The organism is Acinetobacter sp. D009, from assembly GCF_038562025.1.
Classification (GTDB): domain Bacteria; phylum Pseudomonadota; class Gammaproteobacteria; order Pseudomonadales; family Moraxellaceae; genus Acinetobacter; species Acinetobacter pittii.
On sequence record NZ_CP151886.1, the window covers coordinates 1,520,117 to 1,538,830 of the forward strand.

The window sequence follows — 18,714 nt, forward strand, 5'->3', positions numbered from 1 at the left end:
CTAATGGCGGGGTTTTTTATTATTAAGTATTTCTGTAATATCAATTTAATAGTATAGGGTGAAAAAATACTAAGTGATGAGGGTGAATAATTAATAAGGGAGGGTTTAGTTTTCGGTAGGATCTTTTCTGATTGGGAAGGGAAAAAGGATCTTTTTATTATTAAGAAAAAACATAATTTTTAGGTGGAATTTAAATAGTGATGTACACAATTAGATATGTTCATCGGAACAACACTTACTATATTGCTTCGAACAATGAAGGAAATTTTATTATTCTTGAGTCACTTGATTCAGAGTTTCGTATGGGCCACCAAATTTCATATGATGGTGAAAAAGTATTTAACCTGACACTAAATGACGAAACGGATGCAGTCATTAAACTTGAGAGTAACGAAAAAGGAGCCTATGAGTACTTACATTCAGTTAAGTAAATAAGCTTTTTTATTCTTAAGTATTTCTGTAAGATCCTTCCGTTGCTTTAAACAACAATAAACCTGAATGATCAGCGCAAAAGTCATAAGGGGAAAGCCTACTTGAAAGAGTAGGCTTTTTTTATTTCTTTATAAAAGCATACTGAGGACTTTATGATCAGGGTAGCTGAGTTATAAAAATTTATTTTTTGCTATGAATGAGCTTAAGTTCCAAATTCTTAAAATCTATAACTTGATTAGAAGAATCAACAGGTTTTAATTTAAGTTCATCATCAGTACTCTTATTAAAAACTTTCACCACATCTTTACCAGCTTCAATAAAATTACCGCCAGATTCAAGCATGGCCAGTAAAACAATATTTAGACTTTTGCCTTTTTTAGTGAGTAAGTATTCTTTACGTTCTCGCTCACCAACTTCTTTATAGATTGATAATTCAAATATTTCTAATTGGATGAGATGCTTTAGACGATTAGATAAAATTTGCTTTGATATGCCTGTATTTGCTAAAAAATCATTAAATTTTGTTACCCCATAGAAGGCTTCTCTTAACAAGAGAATCGTCCATCTGTCATTCAATATTTCTGTAATTTTGAAGATCCCACATACATCTACTGGAAATTTATGATCTGGAATAATTTGATTTGACATCAGTGGGAGCTCCAATTAGTATGAGTCTATAATTTAGACCTAGCATTAATTCAGGTAGCATTATGCCATTTATAAATATACAAACTATAGAAGGTTTATTAGATAAAGATAGTAAGGCTGAGCTTTTCAAGCGAATAACAGATTTATTTGTAGAAATAGAAGGAAAGGGAAATCCTGCTTTTCGAGAACATGTTTGGATCAGAATTGATGAGCATCCTCCTGAGCATTGGCAATTAGGCAGCTTAAGACCAACAAAGGAAATGATTGAATTAATCACTGCATCCAAGTGATGTTTGTAAAGCCCTATAAATTAGGGCTTTATTTTTATTTAATTACTACAAGAAGTACAAGATTAGCTAATTTATCGCCTGATTTATCAACTTTTAATCTATTGATAAACATTATTTTCCTTTTCAACCCAAGTGAGTTTTGACAAAATGCAACAAGTCACAATGGTCAATTCGGTTCTTATAAACTTATAGTCTGTTAAGATTGTGCATGACCCTGTTTATTTTTATGTAATTCAAATGTTTGGAAGTAATTTCTAATGGAAACACAATATAAGGTGTTATGTGTCTGTTTAGGAAATATTTGCCGTTCTCCCACGGCTGAGGTGGTTTTCAGACATTATTGTGACGCACATCAACTCAATGTGGTTGTCGATTCAGCTGGAACGAGTAATTATCATCCAAATAAATCGCCTGATCAACGTAGTCAGTTGCATGCCAAGAAAAGGGGCTATGACTTATCATCTTTACGTGCAAGACAACTTTCAACCCAAGACTTTTTAGAGTTTGATTTGATTTTGGCAATGGATCATCAAAATTTTGAAGATATACATGACGTGTTGCAAAGAGCCGTTTCCCAATTTGGCGCACATCAAATTCGTGCAAAAGTAGCTTTAATGAGTGAGCATGATCCTGAATACCCACAACAAGCGTTGCCTGATCCTTATTATGGCGGTGCTGATGGTTTTGAACGTGTACTCAATCAATGTGAGTCCAGTAGTTTGGCGTGGATTAATATTTTAAAAAAACAATTGAATGTTTAAGAATAGGTTTTTCAATACAATGCAAATTCAGAATCAAGTACAGCTTAAGCCATTCAATACTTTAAGTTTAGATGCAACTGTTTCTCACTATACTAAAGTTGGCAGTATTCAAGATATTGAATCAGCTTTAAAGTTTGCTGAGCAGCATCAGTTAAATGTACTTGTATTATCGGGCGGTAGTAATATGTTGTTGCCGCAGCAGATCAATGCTTTAGTGATTCATCTTGATATTCAGGGAATTGAAGTTTTATCAAACGATGATGATTTTGTGCGGGTTAAAGTAGGCGCAGGCCAAGTCTGGCATGATTTTGTTTTATACAGCACTGAACAGAACTGGTTTGGTTTGCAAAATTTAGCCCTTATTCCAGGATTAGTCGGTGCTTCACCCGTACAAAACATTGGTGCATATGGGGTAGAGGTAGGTGAGTTTATTGAGTCAGTACAAGTGTATGACCGTAAATTGAAGCAAACTCAGACAATTTTAGCGGCCGACTGCCATTTCGCCTACCGCCATAGTATTTTTAAAGATGATCCAAACCGTTACATTATCACGCATGTTACTTTTAAATTGCTTAAACAGCCGCATTTGAAACTTAACTACGGCGACTTGAAACAAGCAGTTGGAGACAATCAGACTGCCGAAAATTTACAAAATCAGGTCATCCATATTCGTCAAAGTAAACTTCCTGATCCAAAAGAGTATCCAAATGTCGGGAGTTTTTTTAAAAATCCGATTGTTAAACCTCAAGAGTTTGAACGCTTAGTCACACAATTCTCAACAATTCCACATTATCCTCAAGCGAATGGAAACGTTAAAATTGCAGCAGGATGGTTAATTGATCAGGCGGGTTGGAAAGGGAAGCAACTCGATATGGTAGGGATGTTCCATAAACAGGCATTAGTTCTGGTGAATTATGCCAATGCATCTCTAGCTGATGTAAGGAAAACTTATCAGGCTGTACAACATGATGTTGATCAGCTTTTCCATATTATGTTAGAACCAGAACCTGTGCTTTATAACAGTTTAGGTTTAATTGAAAATCATACGGAATAGTTTTATGCCAAAAGTACACTTAATGGTACGTTTAGTACAAGTAGTCACCGTGCTATTTGTACTATTAGGCTGTTTCGTGGTTTTTTTATATTCGCCATTTTATTCAAAACTTATTGTAGCTGGGCTTAACTATTTTGTACCTGTTGATGTTAATCAAGTCGCTGCTGAGAGCCAAAGACAGGCTGCATTAAGTGAGCATGATAATTTAGAGCCGGGTTCAAATTTATGGATCGCTCGTCAGGCCTATTTAAAACTGACAGAGCAAGCGTTACGTGAAAAAAGAACATCTGATCTGACCTATATTCAAGAGAATTATAAAGCCTTGCAGCAAATTATTCTTTTAGAAGAAAAGGAACAGGATTCGGAAGAGCAAGCAGCATCTGTAACGGTTCCTTTAGTCGCTAAAAACTCAGAAATTGATGCCGCAGATGAGGCGAGTAGTCCTGTTGACGAAGCACTTTTTATTAATAGTTCTGAAAATAAAGCGCTTACTGAGCAATATACAGAGTTTTTAGCAAGAAAACCTGTGGTGCCAGAGCATCAAAAAGCTGTCAGTGAACCTGAACAAAAAGTCGAGTATGTGCGTAAAAATCTATTACCAGTACAACCTAAAAATTTATCAGAACCTTATGCAATTGTTGTGTTGGGTGGCGGATTAACCTTAGATAAAAATGGTAAGGATATTGTAGTTAATGGCTATACGCGTTTGCGATTAGAAAAAACTTTAGAAGTTGAAAAACAAAATCATCTGCCTATTGTGCTTAGCGGTGTAGAAGCACCTTATATGCAAGCTTGGTTAAAAGAGCGCGGTGTTGATGCAAAGCTATTAGAAAAGCGTAGTATGAATACATGTGAAAATACTCGCTTTAGCTCTTTATTGCTTCAGAAAAAAGGCGGAGCACCGACAGTCATGTTGGTTACAGATGAATACCATATGCCACGTACACGCCGACTGTTTGCTTTAAATGGTATAGAAACTATTCCTGTTGTAGCTCCAATGCCAACTCCACTGACACGTTGGCAACCAAGTGTGCAAAATTACGATCATAGCCGCCGTGCAAATTATGAATTACTTGCGACAATTCGCGACATGTTGTTTGGCTCAAGTGATTGTCGAGAGGTTCCTTAATGTCAGATATTCCATTTCTCAATCCTGCCGTATTAAAACAATTAGATTTACCGGTTCCTAATCGTGATCTTACGCCACAGGTTTTGAGTCCACTTAATTTAAACACATTAGAAGAACCTTCCCGTGATTTGCTAGCCTATCGCAAATTGTATGGTTTACATTTACTTGAATGTGACCATTGGCAAGGTTATGTTCAAATGCCTTTATTCCGTTTGCATGTGCAAGTTTTCAAACCTAAAGTAGAAAAAATACAAGGTACAGTTTGTCTATTGCATGGCTATCTTGAGCATAGCGGTATTTACCAGCCAATTATTCGTGAAATTCTTGAGCAGGGCTTTAGTATCATTACTTATGATTTGCCGGGGCATGGATTAAGTGATGGTTCACCAGCCAGCATTAAAAACTTTGATCATTACCAGCAAGTTTTGATGGCTGTTTATCAATATGTGAAACATGCAGATCAGTTACCTAAACCATGGGTCGGTATTGGTCAAAGTACGGGTGGAGCAATTTGGATGCATCACTTATTAGAATATGCTGAAAAACGCCAAGATCCGATTGTAGATCGTGTACTTTTACTTTCTCCGCTAATTCGCCCCGCAAAAACCGCATGGTGGCATAACCCCGTTGGATTAGGCATTATTCGCCGTATTAAACGTCAAGTGCCAAGGCATTTTAGACGTAATAATCATAATCCTGAATTTTTGCGTTTTATTCGTTTAAAGGATCCTTTGCAACCCCGAATGATGGGCATGGACTGGATTTTGGCAATGTCAAAATGGATGCAGGAAATGGAAGAGCGACCAGCTTGCCGTATCCCTGTCTGGCTTGCACAAGGTGCTCTCGATCAGACGGTTGATTGGCGTTACAACATCGAATTTATTCGTCGTAAATTTAGACTCCAAACGTTGTTAATGCTTGAAGAAGGCTCTCATCAATTAATTAATGAACGTGCGGATATACGTGCGGCTTTAACGGGTTTGATCCCAGCATTTTTACATGCTAAGCCAAAACATTTTTATTATTAAAATAATGCATCTATCCAAAATTCTAGATAGATGCATTATTTAATCTTTGTAGTTTATTTTGAATTTTGATAAAGCTGCATAAAGTTTTTATAAACCGAAGACTGCTTTTGTGGACTATACATATTGCGCTCGATTGTTCCTTTATCGGTTTTGATTAAAACATTCACATTTTGAGCATTTTTAAATTCTTGCAAGAATTGACTTGGAATAACAAAGTAAGTGGTTGAATGTTTAGGTACTAATCGGCTCACATTTGTCTTTTCAGTGGCTTGAGCTGGTTCGTAATTGAATCGTTTGCCATCAATATCAAAAGTCAAAGCGTTAATATCATAAAAGTTATAACTACTACTTAAATGAACATCTACTCGAAGCTGATTTTTTTGATTTTCGTTCCATTTAACCAATAAGCTTGGGCATAGTTCAGTTGGTGAGCAGTTTAGTTGACCAGCTGTCTTTACCTCTTTAGGAGCTGGTGTACTAACCTGTGTGGTGCTACACGCTGCAGTAAGTAGACATGAACCCAATAAAAGTAGAGATTTCTTCATCATATAAATTCCAAGATCGTATGTTTAATATTATTTATGTTAAGAGTAATAAATTTTGACATAAATTAACGTGTAGTTGGACCTAAAAATACAAATGGTTTTGCAATTTTAAAGGAAGAGGTAGCATCACCTGCATAGATATGGCTTTGATCAGGTCCTAAATCAAGTCTACGTGTTTTACCATCTTTAAAGTTAATCTTTTTTAAGTCAACCCAAAATACATTTGGTGAGAGAGCGGATTCAAAAAAGTAGAGCATTTGTTTGTGGTCGGCAACAGTTCGCCAGCGAGTTGAAGAGATATTAGGTTCTTCTTGAGTATTTAACCCATAGGGAACAGATGCATTGCGAATCACACTAAATACAGAGGCTTGTGCTTGTTTTGTATTATCATTTTTAGGAATTGCGTTAATGTAAAAAGATGCACGTGCAAAGCGATCAGATGCTCTGTTAGTACCAGGAAGCATGATTGTTCCACCAATTTGTTTCCAATATTCGGCAAGTGCAAGTTGCTTATCGAAAGTAGGTGAGTTAGTCATGACTTGATAGCTTCGACTATGGTGAATCACTTGTTTTCCACCAATATATTCAATAATTGCGCTATCACCTGTTTTATCAGAAATAGATAAATGTAAGGTGGTGAGCCGTGTTTCACCAGGAACATTGTCTGTAATAATAGTATAGGGTTCTTTTTCTAAGGCCTTAACGGCTTCATCTACAGTTGCAAAATTATCGAGCACATATTGAGCCCATGCGGCAATACTTAATAAAGGCTTATCTGTCTTTTTTGCATCTGGGTATTCAGACTCTACTAACCATAAAATATTAGCAACTAAACCTGCTTCATTCATCCCATCTGTTGTGGAAACTTCATAACCTGTAGCAATTACACTTCCATATTTCGACGTCCATTTTATTGAATTGGGACCAGCGCTACCGTCACGGCTAACCCCGCTTGGCATAATCCATAAGTTGGTACCTGTATCAACCTTCCAGTCCATTGAGCGAGCAGTAATAATATGTTGATTATTACCTAAATATACGGCACGTGTACAAGCAACAGCATAGCTACTTAAGCCTACAGCGATTGCAACAAAAGAAGAGATGAATGTTTTTTTCAACATGATGAGGTACCTTCTTGTTATAAGCATTAAAAAATTTTTATTAAATAAAATTAAAATGTGTACGTTATTTATACTTTTATATTAGGTGAAAAATCTATTAAATACAAATTAAAAGGGGAGTGAAATTTAAGCAAAAATCACATATTAGGTTTAAATATGGAAGAGCATCACACTATAAAGGTGATGCTCAACTTATAAAAATTAATATAAATTAAAAATGATTGGCATCAGCCATATTCCACATTCGATAGTAGAAATTATCATCGTTATTATTAAGTTCAGATTGTAAAAGTTCACCTTCTTTCAAGAAAAAATGTAACTGAGCATAGTTCTTAATTTCACGGTCATTTACTCGCTGAGCCAAATGATGAGCTTTAATATCAGAAGGATGGCGTAAACCCGCAGCAGCGATCATTTCTGATAATGCATGCAATGTGTTTTTATGAAAATTAAATACTCGTTCTGATTTAGTCGGTACATCAATTGCCTTTTGACGATCTTTATCTTGGGTTGCAACACCTACCGGGCATTGGTTGGTATGACAGCTTTGTGCCTGAATACATCCAACTGCAAACATGAAACCACGTGCTGAATTAACCCAGTCTGCACCGAGTGCAAAAGTGCTAGCGATATCAAAAGCACTAATGATTTTACCACTCGCGCCAATTTTAACTTGATCTCTGAGTCCTGCACCGACAAGTGTGTTATGGACAAAGCGTAAGCCTTCACGTAATGGAGTGCCGATATTGTCGCTAAACTCAATTGGCGCTGCTCCTGTACCACCTTCAGAACCATCAACAACAATAAAGTCGGGAACAATTTTTGTTTCAAGCATTGCTTTAACAATACTCATGAATTGCCAAGGTTGGCCAATACACAGTTTAAAACCAACTGGCTTGCCGCCAGATAATGTTCGCAACTTCTGTAAGAAATGCATCATTTCAATTGGGGTAGAAAAACTAGAATGCTTAGCAGGAGAAATACAATCATGATCGCGTGAAACGCCACGGATTTGGGCAATTTCTTCGGTAATTTTATGCTTAGGTAAGATACCGCCATGGCCCGGTTTTGCACCTTGTGAAAGCTTTAATTCGATCATTTTGATCTGTGGCAATTGAGATTGTTTAGCAAACTTTTGTTCGTCAAATTTTCCATCTAGGGTACGGCAACCAAAATAACCACTGGCAATTTGCCAAACAATATCTCCACCATTTTCGAGATGATAAGGGCTTAAGCTACCTTCACCAGTATCGTGATAAAACCCACCTAATTGCGCTCCTTTATTGAGTGCTCGAATTGCATTGGCACTTAAACTACCAAAGCTCATGGCAGAGATATTCATAATGGATGCGCTATAGGGTTGAAGGCATTGCGCATTACCCACCTGAATGCGGAAGCTTTTTGGATCAGCTGGTGGGCAAGGGCTTATTGAGTGGACAATAAAGCGGTAATTCTCTTGATAGACATCAATGATTGAACCAAAAGGTTTATCTGCATTTTCGTTTTTAGCACGTTGATAAACTAAGCTTCGTTGCATGCGAGAAAAAGGTAGAGCATCTTGATCCGCTTCAATAAAGTATTGACGAATTTCGGGACGTATATCTTCAAACAAAAAACGAAAATGTCCCATAATTGGGTAATTTCTTAAAATTGAATGTTTATTCTGTAAAACATCATAGAGGCCTAATAGGCTTAAGGTGCCTGTAACTACCCATAAACCATTAAGGAGAGTATCAGAAATAAAATAATAGATACTATGAGGGGTATAGACGGTTCGAAACCATGTGATGCTGAGCGCAGTAAAAATACATAAAAACCAGAGAGAATGGCGTGAAAAGAATGTATTGAGAAATTTATGTCGAATGATTTGTGCTGGACTCGCCATATTGGAACAAATTCCTAATGTTTTACTGATACATACCTTGCCAAGAAGGAACTAAAACCACAAGTATGGAATTGTTAGCTTAAGGACGGTATAACAAAATCCAAAGATTATTAGGTTTGATTTTTCATTTAATTTTTAGAAATAGTTGAGCTAGCAATACATACTTTTTAGTAGTAAAGACCTGCCATTAGCCATTGAAATCTCTAAAAAAAATCTAAAGATGTGATAAAACACTTAGATTTCTTATTCATAAAGTATTATTTTCTTATTCATTTAAAATATATAGAATAATCAGGTGCTTACTTTTTGTTCTTATTTTTTTGACCAAACTTTAAAAAATTATAAAATATGAATAGTTATGGTAAATTTTAACTAATGAAAAATTAAAATTTTTTAGAAAAACTAATGAAAATGTAAATAAAATTATCGAAAATTAATAAAAAGAGTGGGGTTAACCATAAAAATTTTTATAATTGAGAAATCAATCAAAATTTTGATTATTAATTGATATTTAGAATGAAACAAACATTAGTGTTTTTGTTGTTTTTTTGTATTATGCGCAACTAGTAGAGTAAAAAAATAACGCTTTGAAAAAACAGTCAGAAGAACTAGTGATTGTGATGGGGAAGGCTAATTTTTACATCTATTAATTTTATTGGCGTAATGTAAAAAGGTTTTTAACCATGAATAAGTCTCTCATTTGTTTATCAGCAATTGCTATGGGTTTAACGTCTATCAATGTTGCAAATGCAGCTAACGCAACCGGTACACTAACTGTTAAAGCAACGATTACAAACAGTTGTGTTCTCAACACTTCTGCAACAGGTACTACGTCAAATGCAATTTTAGACTTTGGTACGTTAAGTTCGCTTGCGAGCAATGTAGATGCAGACACCACAACAACAGGTGGGACTGCAATTAAAGTGTTATGTAACAACACTGTGCCATGGACTTTGGCTTTTGATGCAGGGAAAAATGCTCAATCGACACAACGTCGTATGATTGGTGGGGCGGCTAGCAACGAATACATTCCTTACAACCTTTTCTCAGATACTAACCGTGCAACAGCAATTGGTATTGCAACAACTGCATATAGCGGTACTGGTACTGGTGCAGCACAAACAGTTAACGTCTATGGTCGTATTCCTGCTGGCTCAACTTTACCAAGTGCAGGTAGCTATGTTGACACTGTGACTGTAACAGTGACTTATTAATTTTTAATAAGTTTTATTGCGTCATTGCTAGCTCTTTTTTAAAGGAGCTAGCTCAATTTGAGAAAAGTAGTTCTGGGCAAATCATGAAAAAAAATATCTTTGTTGTGACAAGTTTATTGTTATTTTTGCCTAGTATGCTAAATGCAGCATCAATCCGCCTTTCACCTGTTAGTGTTGAAATATTGAGTGATCAGGCTGCATCTTCCATTAGTTTATATAACCAGTCAAATGAAAGTGCTGATTTGCAGGTGCGTGTATTTGAATGGAGACAAAATGCTGGTCAAGATCAGTTAATCCCTACGGATGAGATTGTAATTAGTCCACCATTTCTAAAACTACAACCTAGTGACTCTTATAACTTACGTGTAGTTAGAATTAACCCAGAACCTGTTTCGGGTGAAAAAACTTATCGTATTATTATTGATGAGTTACCAAAACCGATTGATAGTCGTAAAGCTGATCAAGGGGTTAACGTACTACTACGTTCGTCATTACCTGTATTTGTCGTCAATAAAGATGCGATTACTAAACTGAATTGGTCAATACAACAAGAACAAAATAACGCTTATCTCACCATAAGTAATCTTGGTAATCGGCATGCGCTTTTAAATAACTTAATACTTGTGGATACAACAGCAAATAAAAGCTATCCCATTAAAGTAAACACCGTGAATGGTTATATTCTTGCTGGGAAATCGAGAAAATTTAATATTAGTCCTGATTTTAAATTTCAAGCAGATCATAAATATAATATTTCATTAAATATTAACGGTAAGCAAACATCTCTTTAAAGAGGCACATATGAAATATATCGTAAGTGCCTTATGTGTGATGTACTTGCCGATTCATGCTGCTGCTGAATCATTACAAGATAGTACCAATGCTGTCTTACCAAGTATTCCGGAAGTTCCGAATTCTGCTCATCAGGCATTTGGTTCTGATCAGGGATATATCCAGCTATTTTTAAATATTTCTGTTAACTCAAATATTTCTAAGGATTTAATATCGGTACGGCAGGATCAAGATAGAAAACTATATATCCGCTCTCGTGATTTAAAAACTTTAAGACTAAAAATGGATGAACATATCCCAGATAACCAGTGGGTGTGTATTAATGATTTTAACGGAATCCAGTTTAAATATCTCGAGAATGAGCAGTCTCTAAACTTAAAAGTTCCATCGGATATGTTGACAGGCTATGCAGTGGACCTCAATGGTCAGCAGATCACTAGCCCACATTTGCTAAAGATGAAACCTTTAAACGCAGCCATTCTGAATTACAGTCTGTATAACACCATAACCAATGATGAGAATGTTTTCTCTGGTTCGGCAGAAGGGATCTTTAACAGTGCAATCGGTAACTTTTCTTCAGGCGTTTTATACAACGGTAGTAATGAAACTAGCTATAGCCATGAAAAGTGGGTGCGCCTAGAAAGTAAGTGGCAATATGTTGACCCTGAAAAGATCAGGATATATACCCTAGGGGACTTTATTTCCAATAGCCCAGACTGGGGCAGTAGTGTCCGTCTTGCCGGTTTCCAGTGGTCGAGTGCTTATACTCAACGAGGTGATCTTGTTACCTCGGCACTACCGCAATTTTCAGGCTCGGCAGCACTGCCTTCAACACTGGATTTATACGTCAACCAGCAAAAGATTTATTCAGGTCTAGTGCCATCTGGTCCATTTGATATTAAACAACTTCCATTTATTTCAGGAAATGAAGTCACCCTTGTGACTACCGATGCAACGGGACAGCAGAGCATTACCAAAAAGCCGTACTATTTTTCCTCCAAGATTCTGGCAAAAGGTATAAATGAGTTTTCAGTAGATGTGGGGGTTCCACGCTACAACTATGGACTGTATTCAAACGATTATGATGATGCCACTTTTGCCTCAGGTGCGATCCGATACGGTTACAGTAACTCACTGACCTTAAGCGGTGGCGCAGAGGCTTCAACAGATGGGTTATCGAACCTCGGTACAGGATTTGCCAAGAATGTTTTGGGTATTGGGGTGATCAATGCCGACATTGCAGCAAGTCAGTATAAAGATGAAAACGGTTATTCTGCCTTGCTGGGTTTAGAAGGGCGCATCAGTAAGAACATTTCATTTAACACCAGTTACCGCAAAGTATTTGATAACTATTTTGACCTAGCCCGTGTATCTCAAGTGAGATATTTAAAAGATAACCAGATCAATGCCGAGTCACAGAACTACCTGAACTACAGCGCACTGGCAGATGAGATTTTTAGGGCAGGGATTAATTATAACTTTTATGCAGGCTATGGGCTTTATCTGGGCTATAACCAGATTAAATATAGCGACAACTCTTACAAGTTACTGTCTACCAATTTAAGCGGAAGTCTGGACAAGAACTGGGGTTTTTATGCATCAGCGTATAAAGATTATGAAAACCACAAGGACTATGGAGTTTACTTTGCGCTGCGATATACCCCGTCCAGTAAAGTGAATGCGATCACGAGTGTATCTAGTGATAGTGGTAGCCTACGGTACCGCCAAGAAATATTCGGATTATCAGAACCACAAATTGGTTCATTTGGCTGGGGCGGTTATGTTGAGCGAGATCAGGATGCAAATGAAAACAATGCATCGGTCTATGCGTCTTACCGTGCTCGGGCAGCTTACCTGACGGGACGCTATAACCGATTTGGGGATAATGATCAGATTGCACTTTCGGCGACGGGCTCATTGGTTGCGGCGGCGGGACGTATCTTTGCGGCCAATGAAATTGGAGACGGCTATGCGGTCGTAACTAATGCTGGGCCACAAAGTCAAATTTTAAATGGTGGTGTTAATTTAGGTGCGACCGATAAGTCTGGCCGATTCTTAATTGCAAATTTAAGACCCTACATGTCTCATCATATCTACCTAGACCCATCATATTTACCTTTAAAGTGGGAAGTTAGCTCTACGAATCAGACAGCGTTTGTGGGTTACCGTCAAGGAACTTTGGTTGACTTTGGTGCTCATCAGGTTATTCCAGGGTTAGTGAAACTGGTTGATCAAAATAATTCACCGTTGATGCCGGGTTATACCGTTCGAATTAATGATCAGCAAAATGGGATGGTTGGGTATGACGGTGAAGTATTTATTCCAAACCTATTGAAGCAAAACAAACTTGAAGTTGATCTTCTGGATCATGGCTCATGCCAAGTTGACTTCACTTATAACAGTAATCAGTACTCAACTAAAAAATTGGGGCCATATGTATGTCGATAAATATTGCTAGCTTTAACCAGTCGACAACTTTTAAAGGTCTTTCATTTATCCTGAAATATTTTTTGGGAATGAGCTTGCTATGCCTGATCTTTACATTTTTTAACTCTGCCCATGCAAGTTGCACAGTTACAGGGACAACTTCTGGTACATACACATACACTGCCGCAACAATTAACAATGATGCAGTTCTGACATACACGGGAACAATACGTTGTTATGGGGGGCGTACAACACCAGAAATTTCAGGTTATATGTGTATGAAAACCGTATTTACGGGAACCACAAATGCAATTAACAGTGTTTCATTACCCTATACGGTAACTGCCACTGTAGGTGGGGCTGGGTCTTCTACCACCAATCAAAATTCAAATGTCTGGTATGGTCCAGTAAGAACAGTCGCTTCAAATAATGTTATTAGTTACTCTGTAAATATAAAAGTACCAGCCCGTACAGGGTCGCTCATGGCATACCCTAAAGGAACCTATACTGGCACGGTTCAGCTATTTTGGGACATGCAAGCAAGCTCTAGCACTGTGTGTGAGGGCGATAGTGGTGGAGGTTGGGACTCGGGTAATACCACTATAACTGCTAATTATGTTGTGCCAAGTTTGTGTCAAATAGATTCAACATCAAATGTCGATTTTGGAAATATTAATGATATTGGTAAGACTGCTCGTGATTATACAGCTCAAGGAGTGGTAAATACGACCTGTAATAATGGACTGCCATATAGTATTTATTTGGGGGATGGGAATAACCGTATTGCTGGTGGCTTTAGGCAGATGACAAATGGTAGTGGTCAATACATCCCGTATCAGTTATATCAGAACTCGAATTATAGCGCGGTATGGGATACTACTGGTGGTGTAAGCGCAGTTGGAGGTTCTGGAGGTGTTTCTAAAACAGGTTCGGGCAATTCTCAGGGTACAAATGTCTATGGAAAAATTCCGCAAGGTACCACTATTTCAACAGCTCCAGGTAATTACTCAGATGCGATAGTTGTTACAGTAACTTATTAAGAATTTATTGGAATTTTATGTTGAGTATATTTTTTGGATTTGAGTTGAACACTTAGCATTTAAAAAGTGGTCTATAAATTTGGTGTTTAATTGTTCTAATTTAAAAGATGCAGATAGGTTTTTTTAAACAAAAGGTAGGGGTGATAAGTAGTTAGCGGTAATGTTGTTTCAGGATGAGTAAAAACAGAAAAAGACAAATTAAAAAAATAAGAAAAAACATCTGATAAATATATACCTTATGAATATTAAATGTATTTTTACACAAGTTAACAGATTGTACAAATTAAATTACAGTTCTCTTTTCTTTATTTATTCTTTCTTATCAATAAAAAATACTTATAGAGATAAGTCGATTCTCAATAATTTAATGATTTGTATTGGAAAACAAAGTGTTAAAATTGAAAGGCTGAGATGCTCTGATATGTTTAATTGTATTTTATTCGGTGAATCTACGAATTGAAATTTGTGGATACTTAGTAGTACTAAAGACAAATGGCTACATGCGTGACAGCTATCCCGAATTTTAACCTCATGAAAATACACAGGTTTATAAATTGTTTCAACCACTTACTATCCAAACTCGACTCGGTGGATTCTACTTTTTCTATAATATACCTGTAGGTTTTGTTTAATTATAAATACTATTAAAATTAAATGCTTATGCAGTGATAATGACGTATTTTATTGAGACTGAAAAGCGCTTGTAGACTATTTGTAGACTGTTGAGAAACATGCTTAAATTAAAGTTCGCTAAAACTGGTTTAAGACATGAAACTCAACAAATCTAATGTTGATGCTATTCCATTGACAGAAAAAGGTCAAAAAATATATCGAGACTCAGAACTCATTGGTTTTGCTGTTCGGGTAACCAATAAGAGCAAAACATATATCGTTGAACGTCGTCATGAAGGTGAATTATTTCGGGTGACGATTGGCAAGACTGCTGATATACCTGCTACAAATGCTCGAGCAAAAGCTCAGATGATTCTTGCCAAAATTTCAAACAACGAATATGAAAAACCAACTAGATTAAAAAGTGTTTCTAATCCTTTAGATATTACAGTGAATGAAGCGCTTCAAATTTATATTGAAAAAAATGACTTTAGACCAAAAACCATAAAGCAGTACAACAAATACTTTGATCTTTATTTAGGGTGGGGCAATAGAAAGCTTTTTCAGATTACCAAACAGGAAGTCTTAGATCGTTTTATAGAGGTATCAAATATAAGTGAATCATCTGCAAATGGATCCGTATCTCTTTTGGGTACCTTGTGGAAGTACATCCATGTCCTTTATTCAACAGATGAAAACCCAATTCTTAAAACCAATCCTGTTGACATCATTTCCGTAACTAGAGGCTGGAACAAGATTGGTAGTAGAGATAGGCATCTTCATAAAGACATTATTCACAAATATTACAACGCAGTACTCAACTATGAAGATGAGGTGAATCTTGAAAATACAGCAAGATCAAATACACACAGAGATATTGTATTGATGTGCATGTATACGGGATGCCGTAAACAAGAGGCATGTTGTTTAAAGTGGAGTGATGTAAATATTAAAAATGGCACCTTAACTTTTAGAGATACCAAAAACGGTACAGATCATACTTTTCCAATTGGTGATCATTTACATAGTATTTTGCGAGAACGCTGGTTATTAAGAGAAAACGATTGGGTGTTCCCGGCAACGAAGATGCCTACCTCTTGGAATATGCATGCTACAAAAGTGGATACACTATTAAATAGAGTTGGTGAGCAGGTTGACTATTACGTATCAATGCATGATTTCCGTCGTACATTTGCCTCTATATGCAATCTATTAAGATTTAATATCTATGTGACAAAAAGACTTCTTAATCACACTGCTCGTCCAAGGGTCGACGTTACAGGTGGATATGTTCAAATTCCTGATGAGGAATTAAAAGCATCGATGAATATGATTGAGGCGGTTTACCAAGGGAAAATTGATTGCTTTAACTATCAATCAGTTTGGGCGGAAAGGTTAAAAGAAATAAAGGCGGTATAACCGCCTTATATCGTTGCTAGTTGTGCTGTGTTCAGCACAGTCTTGCTTTGTTCATACTTTAATACATCTTTCTTTTTATATGAGACACGTCTTCCAATTTTAGAAAATGGCATAGATGATTGATCGCACCGCATTCTAGCTAATGTCCATGGCGAACAATCCAGATAAAGAGCCACAACTTCTTGGGGAAAGTTTTGTTCTTCATTTGCCTTGATGAAGCGATCTAAATATTCCTGCTGTTCTGCACCTGATAGATTTCTCAAATCTTTTAGCATTTACCTCCTCCTTACTTTCTCCAAGTCGCTTCTTTAAATTTCGCCTCATCAACTAAGCTATCGATTTGAGACGGATTCACATTGTCGTAGTAATGGTTCATCAAGTTGCCGAACACAATTAGGGTTCGAGCTGAGGATGAGTAACGGAAGCTCATATAAATTCCTCCATGGCTTCAAAAGCCTGTTTACGGGCTGAACCCTGATTCTTGAGTAAAGAGATATGAGCATCCTTAATCAGCTCATTGCTCTGCATAACACGTTGTTTGGCGTGGAGGGCAGAGGTCGCTTCAATACGACCTCTTAGAGTGCCGTTGCCATGTAATTTGGCAACATACCTAAAGATATAGGTACTTAAGCGCTCCATCCCTCCATGTCCTTTTTTGCGGTGCAGGCATTAAGTATGTTCTGCTCGTATTTGGTCCCTTTGAAATAATTGGCAGAGTAGTCCAAATCATTAGGTGACTGAGCGGCTTCGATGTGTTTAAGCGCTATTTGATATTCGCTTTCTAAAGTCTTTTCTTGCTGTTCAATCAGTCGCTGCTCATTTGCTTGCTGAGCTTGTTGTGTCTGCTGAATGATTTTTTTAATACCTTCACAGGTCTCTTCAAACACTTGTTGTTTCACATCATGCAAGCTATTAAGGCTCCGCTTTTGACAGAACTTTTCAATATCAATGCCAGCCTGCAGCATTAAATGCTCAAGCTCTATAAACTGGTTTCCAGTGATACATGCGTTAGCAGATCCGGAAAGTAGCCATTGTTTTAGTAAAACACCGTCATGTTCACTTAACTGGCGCGGTTCTAAAAATAGACGTAAACGGTCTTTAGTTGCTACAGCAATGTTGTCATGAGTGAGATCAAGGACCGTCGTAAATTCATATTCAATACCATCACGTTGTTCAGCCTTCATACCAACTTTTTCAACTTTCTTTTTGCCGTTGTCGTTGGTTTGAACTGTTTCCATTTTTGAACGCATCGTAACAATGATATTGATACTAGATCGAAGCATTGCGTCAATAAATTTGCGATGACGCGGTGTAACCTGACTCCACGCGCCCCAAGAGTTACCTTTAAAGGATGTCGACGCTAATTGATCTACGATTTCCAAACAACCACCTACACCAGACCATTCGTGTGTAATGCTGTCCAAAATTAGAGTATCGAAGTTCGCATTTTCAGCAGCCTTAATGACCTCAATAAACTTCTCAGGTGTGTATGGCGGTTGAATATTTGCATGTTCAAACTCAACTAAATCTTCATATAGTTCAGCGCTACTATTTTCAGTATCTGCAACAGCAATACGACCACCAATACCTTTAGCTAAAACTAATGCTGTGTATGTTTTACCTGAACCAGTCGGGCCCGCTATCGCTAAGCGTAATTTCGCGTTTTTACGTTCTGCTTTTTTAAAGAAAACTGACATATTCAAAATCTCCTATCGACTGCCCGTAAAGCCGCACTTCTTTTTATAAGCTTTGCGGTCATATGAAGGGATGTTGCTAAGTTCTAGAGCAACTGCTAATGCTTTTTTGCGCTGGAAGCTAATCTCACTCATTAAGGATGCATAAACCTTAGGGCGTTTCGTCTTAAACTCTTCGACATTTAAAGGTGTCTTCACTTCACCTTTTACGGTGTACAGCACACTGCCGTTTGCATTAGCTGCGTAAACAGTCCAGCCGATACGCACAGAGTAGAGACCAGTTAAGCGGTCATGGCCGATATAAGCTTTAATACCATCAGGATGTGGCTTGAATTGAGCATTCATGATTAGCCTCCCATCATCCAAGATGCAGCGGCTACAGCAATTACCCAAAGAACGAATGAAAGGGCAATGAATATAAGGAAGTCGATGACATTCGCTTTAATGGTCGCGAAACGAGAAGGGCGCTGTTCTTCAACAGTTGGGTGTTGATATAGGCGTGATGTGGTTTGACTAGGAATAGGGTTTTGTTTCATACTTACCTCGCAGTTTTGCAAAGCCCCGTCGCCGTCCAAAGTTTCGGGGCTTTTTTGTTTTCTATGAAATAAATATTAACTATGGTT

Annotated in this window: 21 protein-coding genes; 11 read left to right on the plus strand and 10 right to left on the minus strand. The window is 37.3% G+C overall.

Features of this window, described 5'->3' with window-relative positions:
* Nucleotides 1-200: 200 nt before the first annotated feature.
* Entirely contained in the window at nt 201-431 is a 231-nt protein-coding gene (locus AAC388_RS07090) for a hypothetical protein (RefSeq protein WP_005068773.1), read from the plus strand.
* 181 nt (nt 432-612) lie between these two features.
* On the opposite strand, the gene AAC388_RS07095 is transcribed toward AAC388_RS07090, so the two are convergent.
* A complete protein-coding gene (locus AAC388_RS07095) occupies nt 613-1,080 on the minus strand; it encodes a helix-turn-helix domain-containing protein (RefSeq protein ID WP_342371390.1) in 468 nt (155 codons plus the stop codon).
* 62 nt (nt 1,081-1,142) lie between these two features.
* On the opposite strand from AAC388_RS07095, the gene AAC388_RS07100 reads away from it, so the two are divergent.
* From AAC388_RS07100 to AAC388_RS07120, 5 genes are all read left to right on the plus strand, one after another.
* A complete protein-coding gene (locus AAC388_RS07100) occupies nt 1,143-1,370 on the plus strand; it encodes a 4-oxalocrotonate tautomerase family protein (protein ID WP_002115197.1) in 228 nt (75 codons plus the stop codon).
* A gap of 257 nt (nt 1,371-1,627) precedes the next feature.
* The gene (locus AAC388_RS07105) at nt 1,628-2,131 is read left to right on the plus strand and encodes a low molecular weight protein-tyrosine-phosphatase (protein WP_342371391.1); all 504 of its coding nucleotides are present in this window, start codon (nt 1,628-1,630) and stop codon (nt 2,129-2,131) included.
* A 19-nt stretch (nt 2,132-2,150) separates the two neighbouring features.
* Nucleotides 2,151-3,185, plus strand: coding sequence for a UDP-N-acetylmuramate dehydrogenase (gene murB, locus AAC388_RS07110; protein WP_342371392.1), 1,035 nt, complete (start codon nt 2,151-2,153; stop codon nt 3,183-3,185).
* 4 nt (nt 3,186-3,189) lie between these two features.
* Nucleotides 3,190-4,314 carry a YdcF family protein gene (locus AAC388_RS07115; protein WP_342371393.1) on the plus strand — a complete coding sequence of 375 codons (1,125 nt, stop codon included), beginning with the start codon at nt 3,190-3,192 and terminating at the stop codon, nt 4,312-4,314.
* Nucleotides 4,314-5,342, plus strand: a complete 1,029-nt coding sequence (locus tag AAC388_RS07120; RefSeq protein ID WP_002115207.1) for an alpha/beta hydrolase — start codon at nt 4,314-4,316, stop codon at nt 5,340-5,342. Before AAC388_RS07115 ends, AAC388_RS07120 begins: the two co-directional genes overlap by 1 nt.
* A gap of 53 nt (nt 5,343-5,395) precedes the next feature.
* Here the strand turns inward: AAC388_RS07120 and AAC388_RS07125 are convergent, their stop codons facing one another.
* From AAC388_RS07125 to AAC388_RS07135, 3 genes are all read right to left on the minus strand, one after another.
* Nucleotides 5,396-5,890 (minus strand): hypothetical protein, encoded by a 495-nt coding sequence (locus AAC388_RS07125; protein ID WP_002115218.1) that lies wholly within the window; start codon nt 5,888-5,890, stop codon nt 5,396-5,398.
* Between the two features lie 62 nt (nt 5,891-5,952).
* Nucleotides 5,953-7,008, minus strand: coding sequence for a linear amide C-N hydrolase (locus tag AAC388_RS07130; RefSeq protein WP_068611438.1), 1,056 nt, complete (start codon nt 7,006-7,008; stop codon nt 5,953-5,955).
* A 211-nt stretch (nt 7,009-7,219) separates the two neighbouring features.
* A complete protein-coding gene (locus AAC388_RS07135) occupies nt 7,220-8,893 on the minus strand; it encodes an FMN-binding glutamate synthase family protein (protein ID WP_342371394.1) in 1,674 nt (557 codons plus the stop codon).
* A 683-nt stretch (nt 8,894-9,576) separates the two neighbouring features.
* Between AAC388_RS07135 and AAC388_RS07140 the strand changes: the two genes are divergently transcribed.
* The 5 genes from AAC388_RS07140 (at nt 9,577) to AAC388_RS07160 (ending at nt 16,397) form a co-directional block, all read left to right on the plus strand.
* A complete protein-coding gene (locus AAC388_RS07140; RefSeq protein WP_005068793.1) occupies nt 9,577-10,107 on the plus strand; it encodes a spore coat U domain-containing protein in 531 nt (176 codons plus the stop codon).
* Between the two features lie 83 nt (nt 10,108-10,190).
* On the plus strand, nt 10,191-10,898 hold the full coding sequence (locus AAC388_RS07145) for a fimbria/pilus periplasmic chaperone (protein ID WP_069124283.1): 708 nt from the start codon (nt 10,191-10,193) through the stop codon (nt 10,896-10,898).
* 40 nt (nt 10,899-10,938) lie between these two features.
* A complete protein-coding gene (locus tag AAC388_RS07150) occupies nt 10,939-13,347 on the plus strand; it encodes a fimbria/pilus outer membrane usher protein (protein ID WP_342371562.1) in 2,409 nt (802 codons plus the stop codon).
* The gene (locus tag AAC388_RS07155) at nt 13,338-14,366 is read left to right on the plus strand and encodes a spore coat U domain-containing protein (protein ID WP_078221034.1); all 1,029 of its coding nucleotides are present in this window, start codon (nt 13,338-13,340) and stop codon (nt 14,364-14,366) included. The genes AAC388_RS07150 and AAC388_RS07155 overlap by 10 nt, the downstream gene beginning before the upstream one ends.
* 768 nt (nt 14,367-15,134) lie before the next feature.
* Nucleotides 15,135-16,397, plus strand: a complete 1,263-nt coding sequence (locus AAC388_RS07160; RefSeq protein WP_342371395.1) for a tyrosine-type recombinase/integrase — start codon at nt 15,135-15,137, stop codon at nt 16,395-16,397.
* Nucleotides 16,398-16,402: 5 nt separating this feature from the next.
* Here AAC388_RS07160 and AAC388_RS07165 read toward each other — a convergent pair whose 3' ends face one another.
* The 6 genes from AAC388_RS07165 to AAC388_RS07190 are packed head-to-tail and all read right to left on the minus strand — an operon-like array spanning nt 16,403 to nt 18,627.
* Nucleotides 16,403-16,672, minus strand: a complete 270-nt coding sequence (locus tag AAC388_RS07165) for a hypothetical protein (RefSeq protein ID WP_063099081.1) — start codon at nt 16,670-16,672, stop codon at nt 16,403-16,405.
* A gap of 11 nt (nt 16,673-16,683) precedes the next feature.
* Nucleotides 16,684-16,827, minus strand: a complete 144-nt coding sequence (locus AAC388_RS07170) for a hypothetical protein (RefSeq protein WP_004642101.1) — start codon at nt 16,825-16,827, stop codon at nt 16,684-16,686.
* Nucleotides 16,824-17,036 carry a hypothetical protein gene (locus AAC388_RS07175; RefSeq protein WP_063099080.1) on the minus strand — a complete coding sequence of 71 codons (213 nt, stop codon included), beginning with the start codon at nt 17,034-17,036 and terminating at the stop codon, nt 16,824-16,826. The genes AAC388_RS07170 and AAC388_RS07175 overlap by 4 nt, the downstream gene beginning before the upstream one ends.
* On the minus strand, nt 17,024-18,094 hold the full coding sequence (locus tag AAC388_RS07180; protein ID WP_342371396.1) for an ATP-binding protein: 1,071 nt from the start codon (nt 18,092-18,094) through the stop codon (nt 17,024-17,026). Before AAC388_RS07180 ends, AAC388_RS07175 begins: the two co-directional genes overlap by 13 nt.
* A 12-nt stretch (nt 18,095-18,106) precedes the next feature.
* Entirely contained in the window at nt 18,107-18,436 is a 330-nt protein-coding gene (locus tag AAC388_RS07185) for a hypothetical protein (RefSeq protein ID WP_342371397.1), read from the minus strand.
* 2 nt (nt 18,437-18,438) lie between these two features.
* Nucleotides 18,439-18,627 (minus strand): hypothetical protein, encoded by a 189-nt coding sequence (locus AAC388_RS07190; protein WP_000812655.1) that lies wholly within the window; start codon nt 18,625-18,627, stop codon nt 18,439-18,441.
* Between the last annotated feature and the right edge of the window lie 87 nt (nt 18,628-18,714).

What these genes read in the sequence shown, in the direction of transcription:
- AAC388_RS07090 (WP_005068773.1), top strand. Translation starts at nt 201, where the DNA reads ATGTACACAATTAGATATGTTCATCGGAACAACACTTACTATATTGCT.
- AAC388_RS07095 (WP_342371390.1), bottom strand. Translation starts at nt 1,080, where the DNA reads ATGTCAAATCAAATTATTCCAGATCATAAATTTCCAGTAGATGTATGT.
- AAC388_RS07100 (WP_002115197.1), top strand. Translation starts at nt 1,143, where the DNA reads ATGCCATTTATAAATATACAAACTATAGAAGGTTTATTAGATAAAGAT.
- AAC388_RS07105 (WP_342371391.1), top strand. Translation starts at nt 1,628, where the DNA reads ATGGAAACACAATATAAGGTGTTATGTGTCTGTTTAGGAAATATTTGC.
- murB (WP_342371392.1), top strand. Translation starts at nt 2,151, where the DNA reads ATGCAAATTCAGAATCAAGTACAGCTTAAGCCATTCAATACTTTAAGT.
- AAC388_RS07115 (WP_342371393.1), top strand. Translation starts at nt 3,190, where the DNA reads ATGCCAAAAGTACACTTAATGGTACGTTTAGTACAAGTAGTCACCGTG.
- AAC388_RS07120 (WP_002115207.1), top strand. Translation starts at nt 4,314, where the DNA reads ATGTCAGATATTCCATTTCTCAATCCTGCCGTATTAAAACAATTAGAT.
- AAC388_RS07125 (WP_002115218.1), bottom strand. Translation starts at nt 5,890, where the DNA reads ATGATGAAGAAATCTCTACTTTTATTGGGTTCATGTCTACTTACTGCA.
- AAC388_RS07130 (WP_068611438.1), bottom strand. Translation starts at nt 7,008, where the DNA reads ATGTTGAAAAAAACATTCATCTCTTCTTTTGTTGCAATCGCTGTAGGC.
- AAC388_RS07135 (WP_342371394.1), bottom strand. Translation starts at nt 8,893, where the DNA reads ATGGCGAGTCCAGCACAAATCATTCGACATAAATTTCTCAATACATTC.
- AAC388_RS07140 (WP_005068793.1), top strand. Translation starts at nt 9,577, where the DNA reads ATGAATAAGTCTCTCATTTGTTTATCAGCAATTGCTATGGGTTTAACG.
- AAC388_RS07145 (WP_069124283.1), top strand. Translation starts at nt 10,191, where the DNA reads ATGAAAAAAAATATCTTTGTTGTGACAAGTTTATTGTTATTTTTGCCT.
- AAC388_RS07150 (WP_342371562.1), top strand. Translation starts at nt 10,939, where the DNA reads ATGTACTTGCCGATTCATGCTGCTGCTGAATCATTACAAGATAGTACC.
- AAC388_RS07155 (WP_078221034.1), top strand. Translation starts at nt 13,338, where the DNA reads ATGTCGATAAATATTGCTAGCTTTAACCAGTCGACAACTTTTAAAGGT.
- AAC388_RS07160 (WP_342371395.1), top strand. Translation starts at nt 15,135, where the DNA reads ATGAAACTCAACAAATCTAATGTTGATGCTATTCCATTGACAGAAAAA.
- AAC388_RS07165 (WP_063099081.1), bottom strand. Translation starts at nt 16,672, where the DNA reads ATGCTAAAAGATTTGAGAAATCTATCAGGTGCAGAACAGCAGGAATAT.
- AAC388_RS07170 (WP_004642101.1), bottom strand. Translation starts at nt 16,827, where the DNA reads ATGAGCTTCCGTTACTCATCCTCAGCTCGAACCCTAATTGTGTTCGGC.
- AAC388_RS07175 (WP_063099080.1), bottom strand. Translation starts at nt 17,036, where the DNA reads ATGGAGCGCTTAAGTACCTATATCTTTAGGTATGTTGCCAAATTACAT.
- AAC388_RS07180 (WP_342371396.1), bottom strand. Translation starts at nt 18,094, where the DNA reads ATGTCAGTTTTCTTTAAAAAAGCAGAACGTAAAAACGCGAAATTACGC.
- AAC388_RS07185 (WP_342371397.1), bottom strand. Translation starts at nt 18,436, where the DNA reads ATGAATGCTCAATTCAAGCCACATCCTGATGGTATTAAAGCTTATATC.
- AAC388_RS07190 (WP_000812655.1), bottom strand. Translation starts at nt 18,627, where the DNA reads ATGAAACAAAACCCTATTCCTAGTCAAACCACATCACGCCTATATCAA.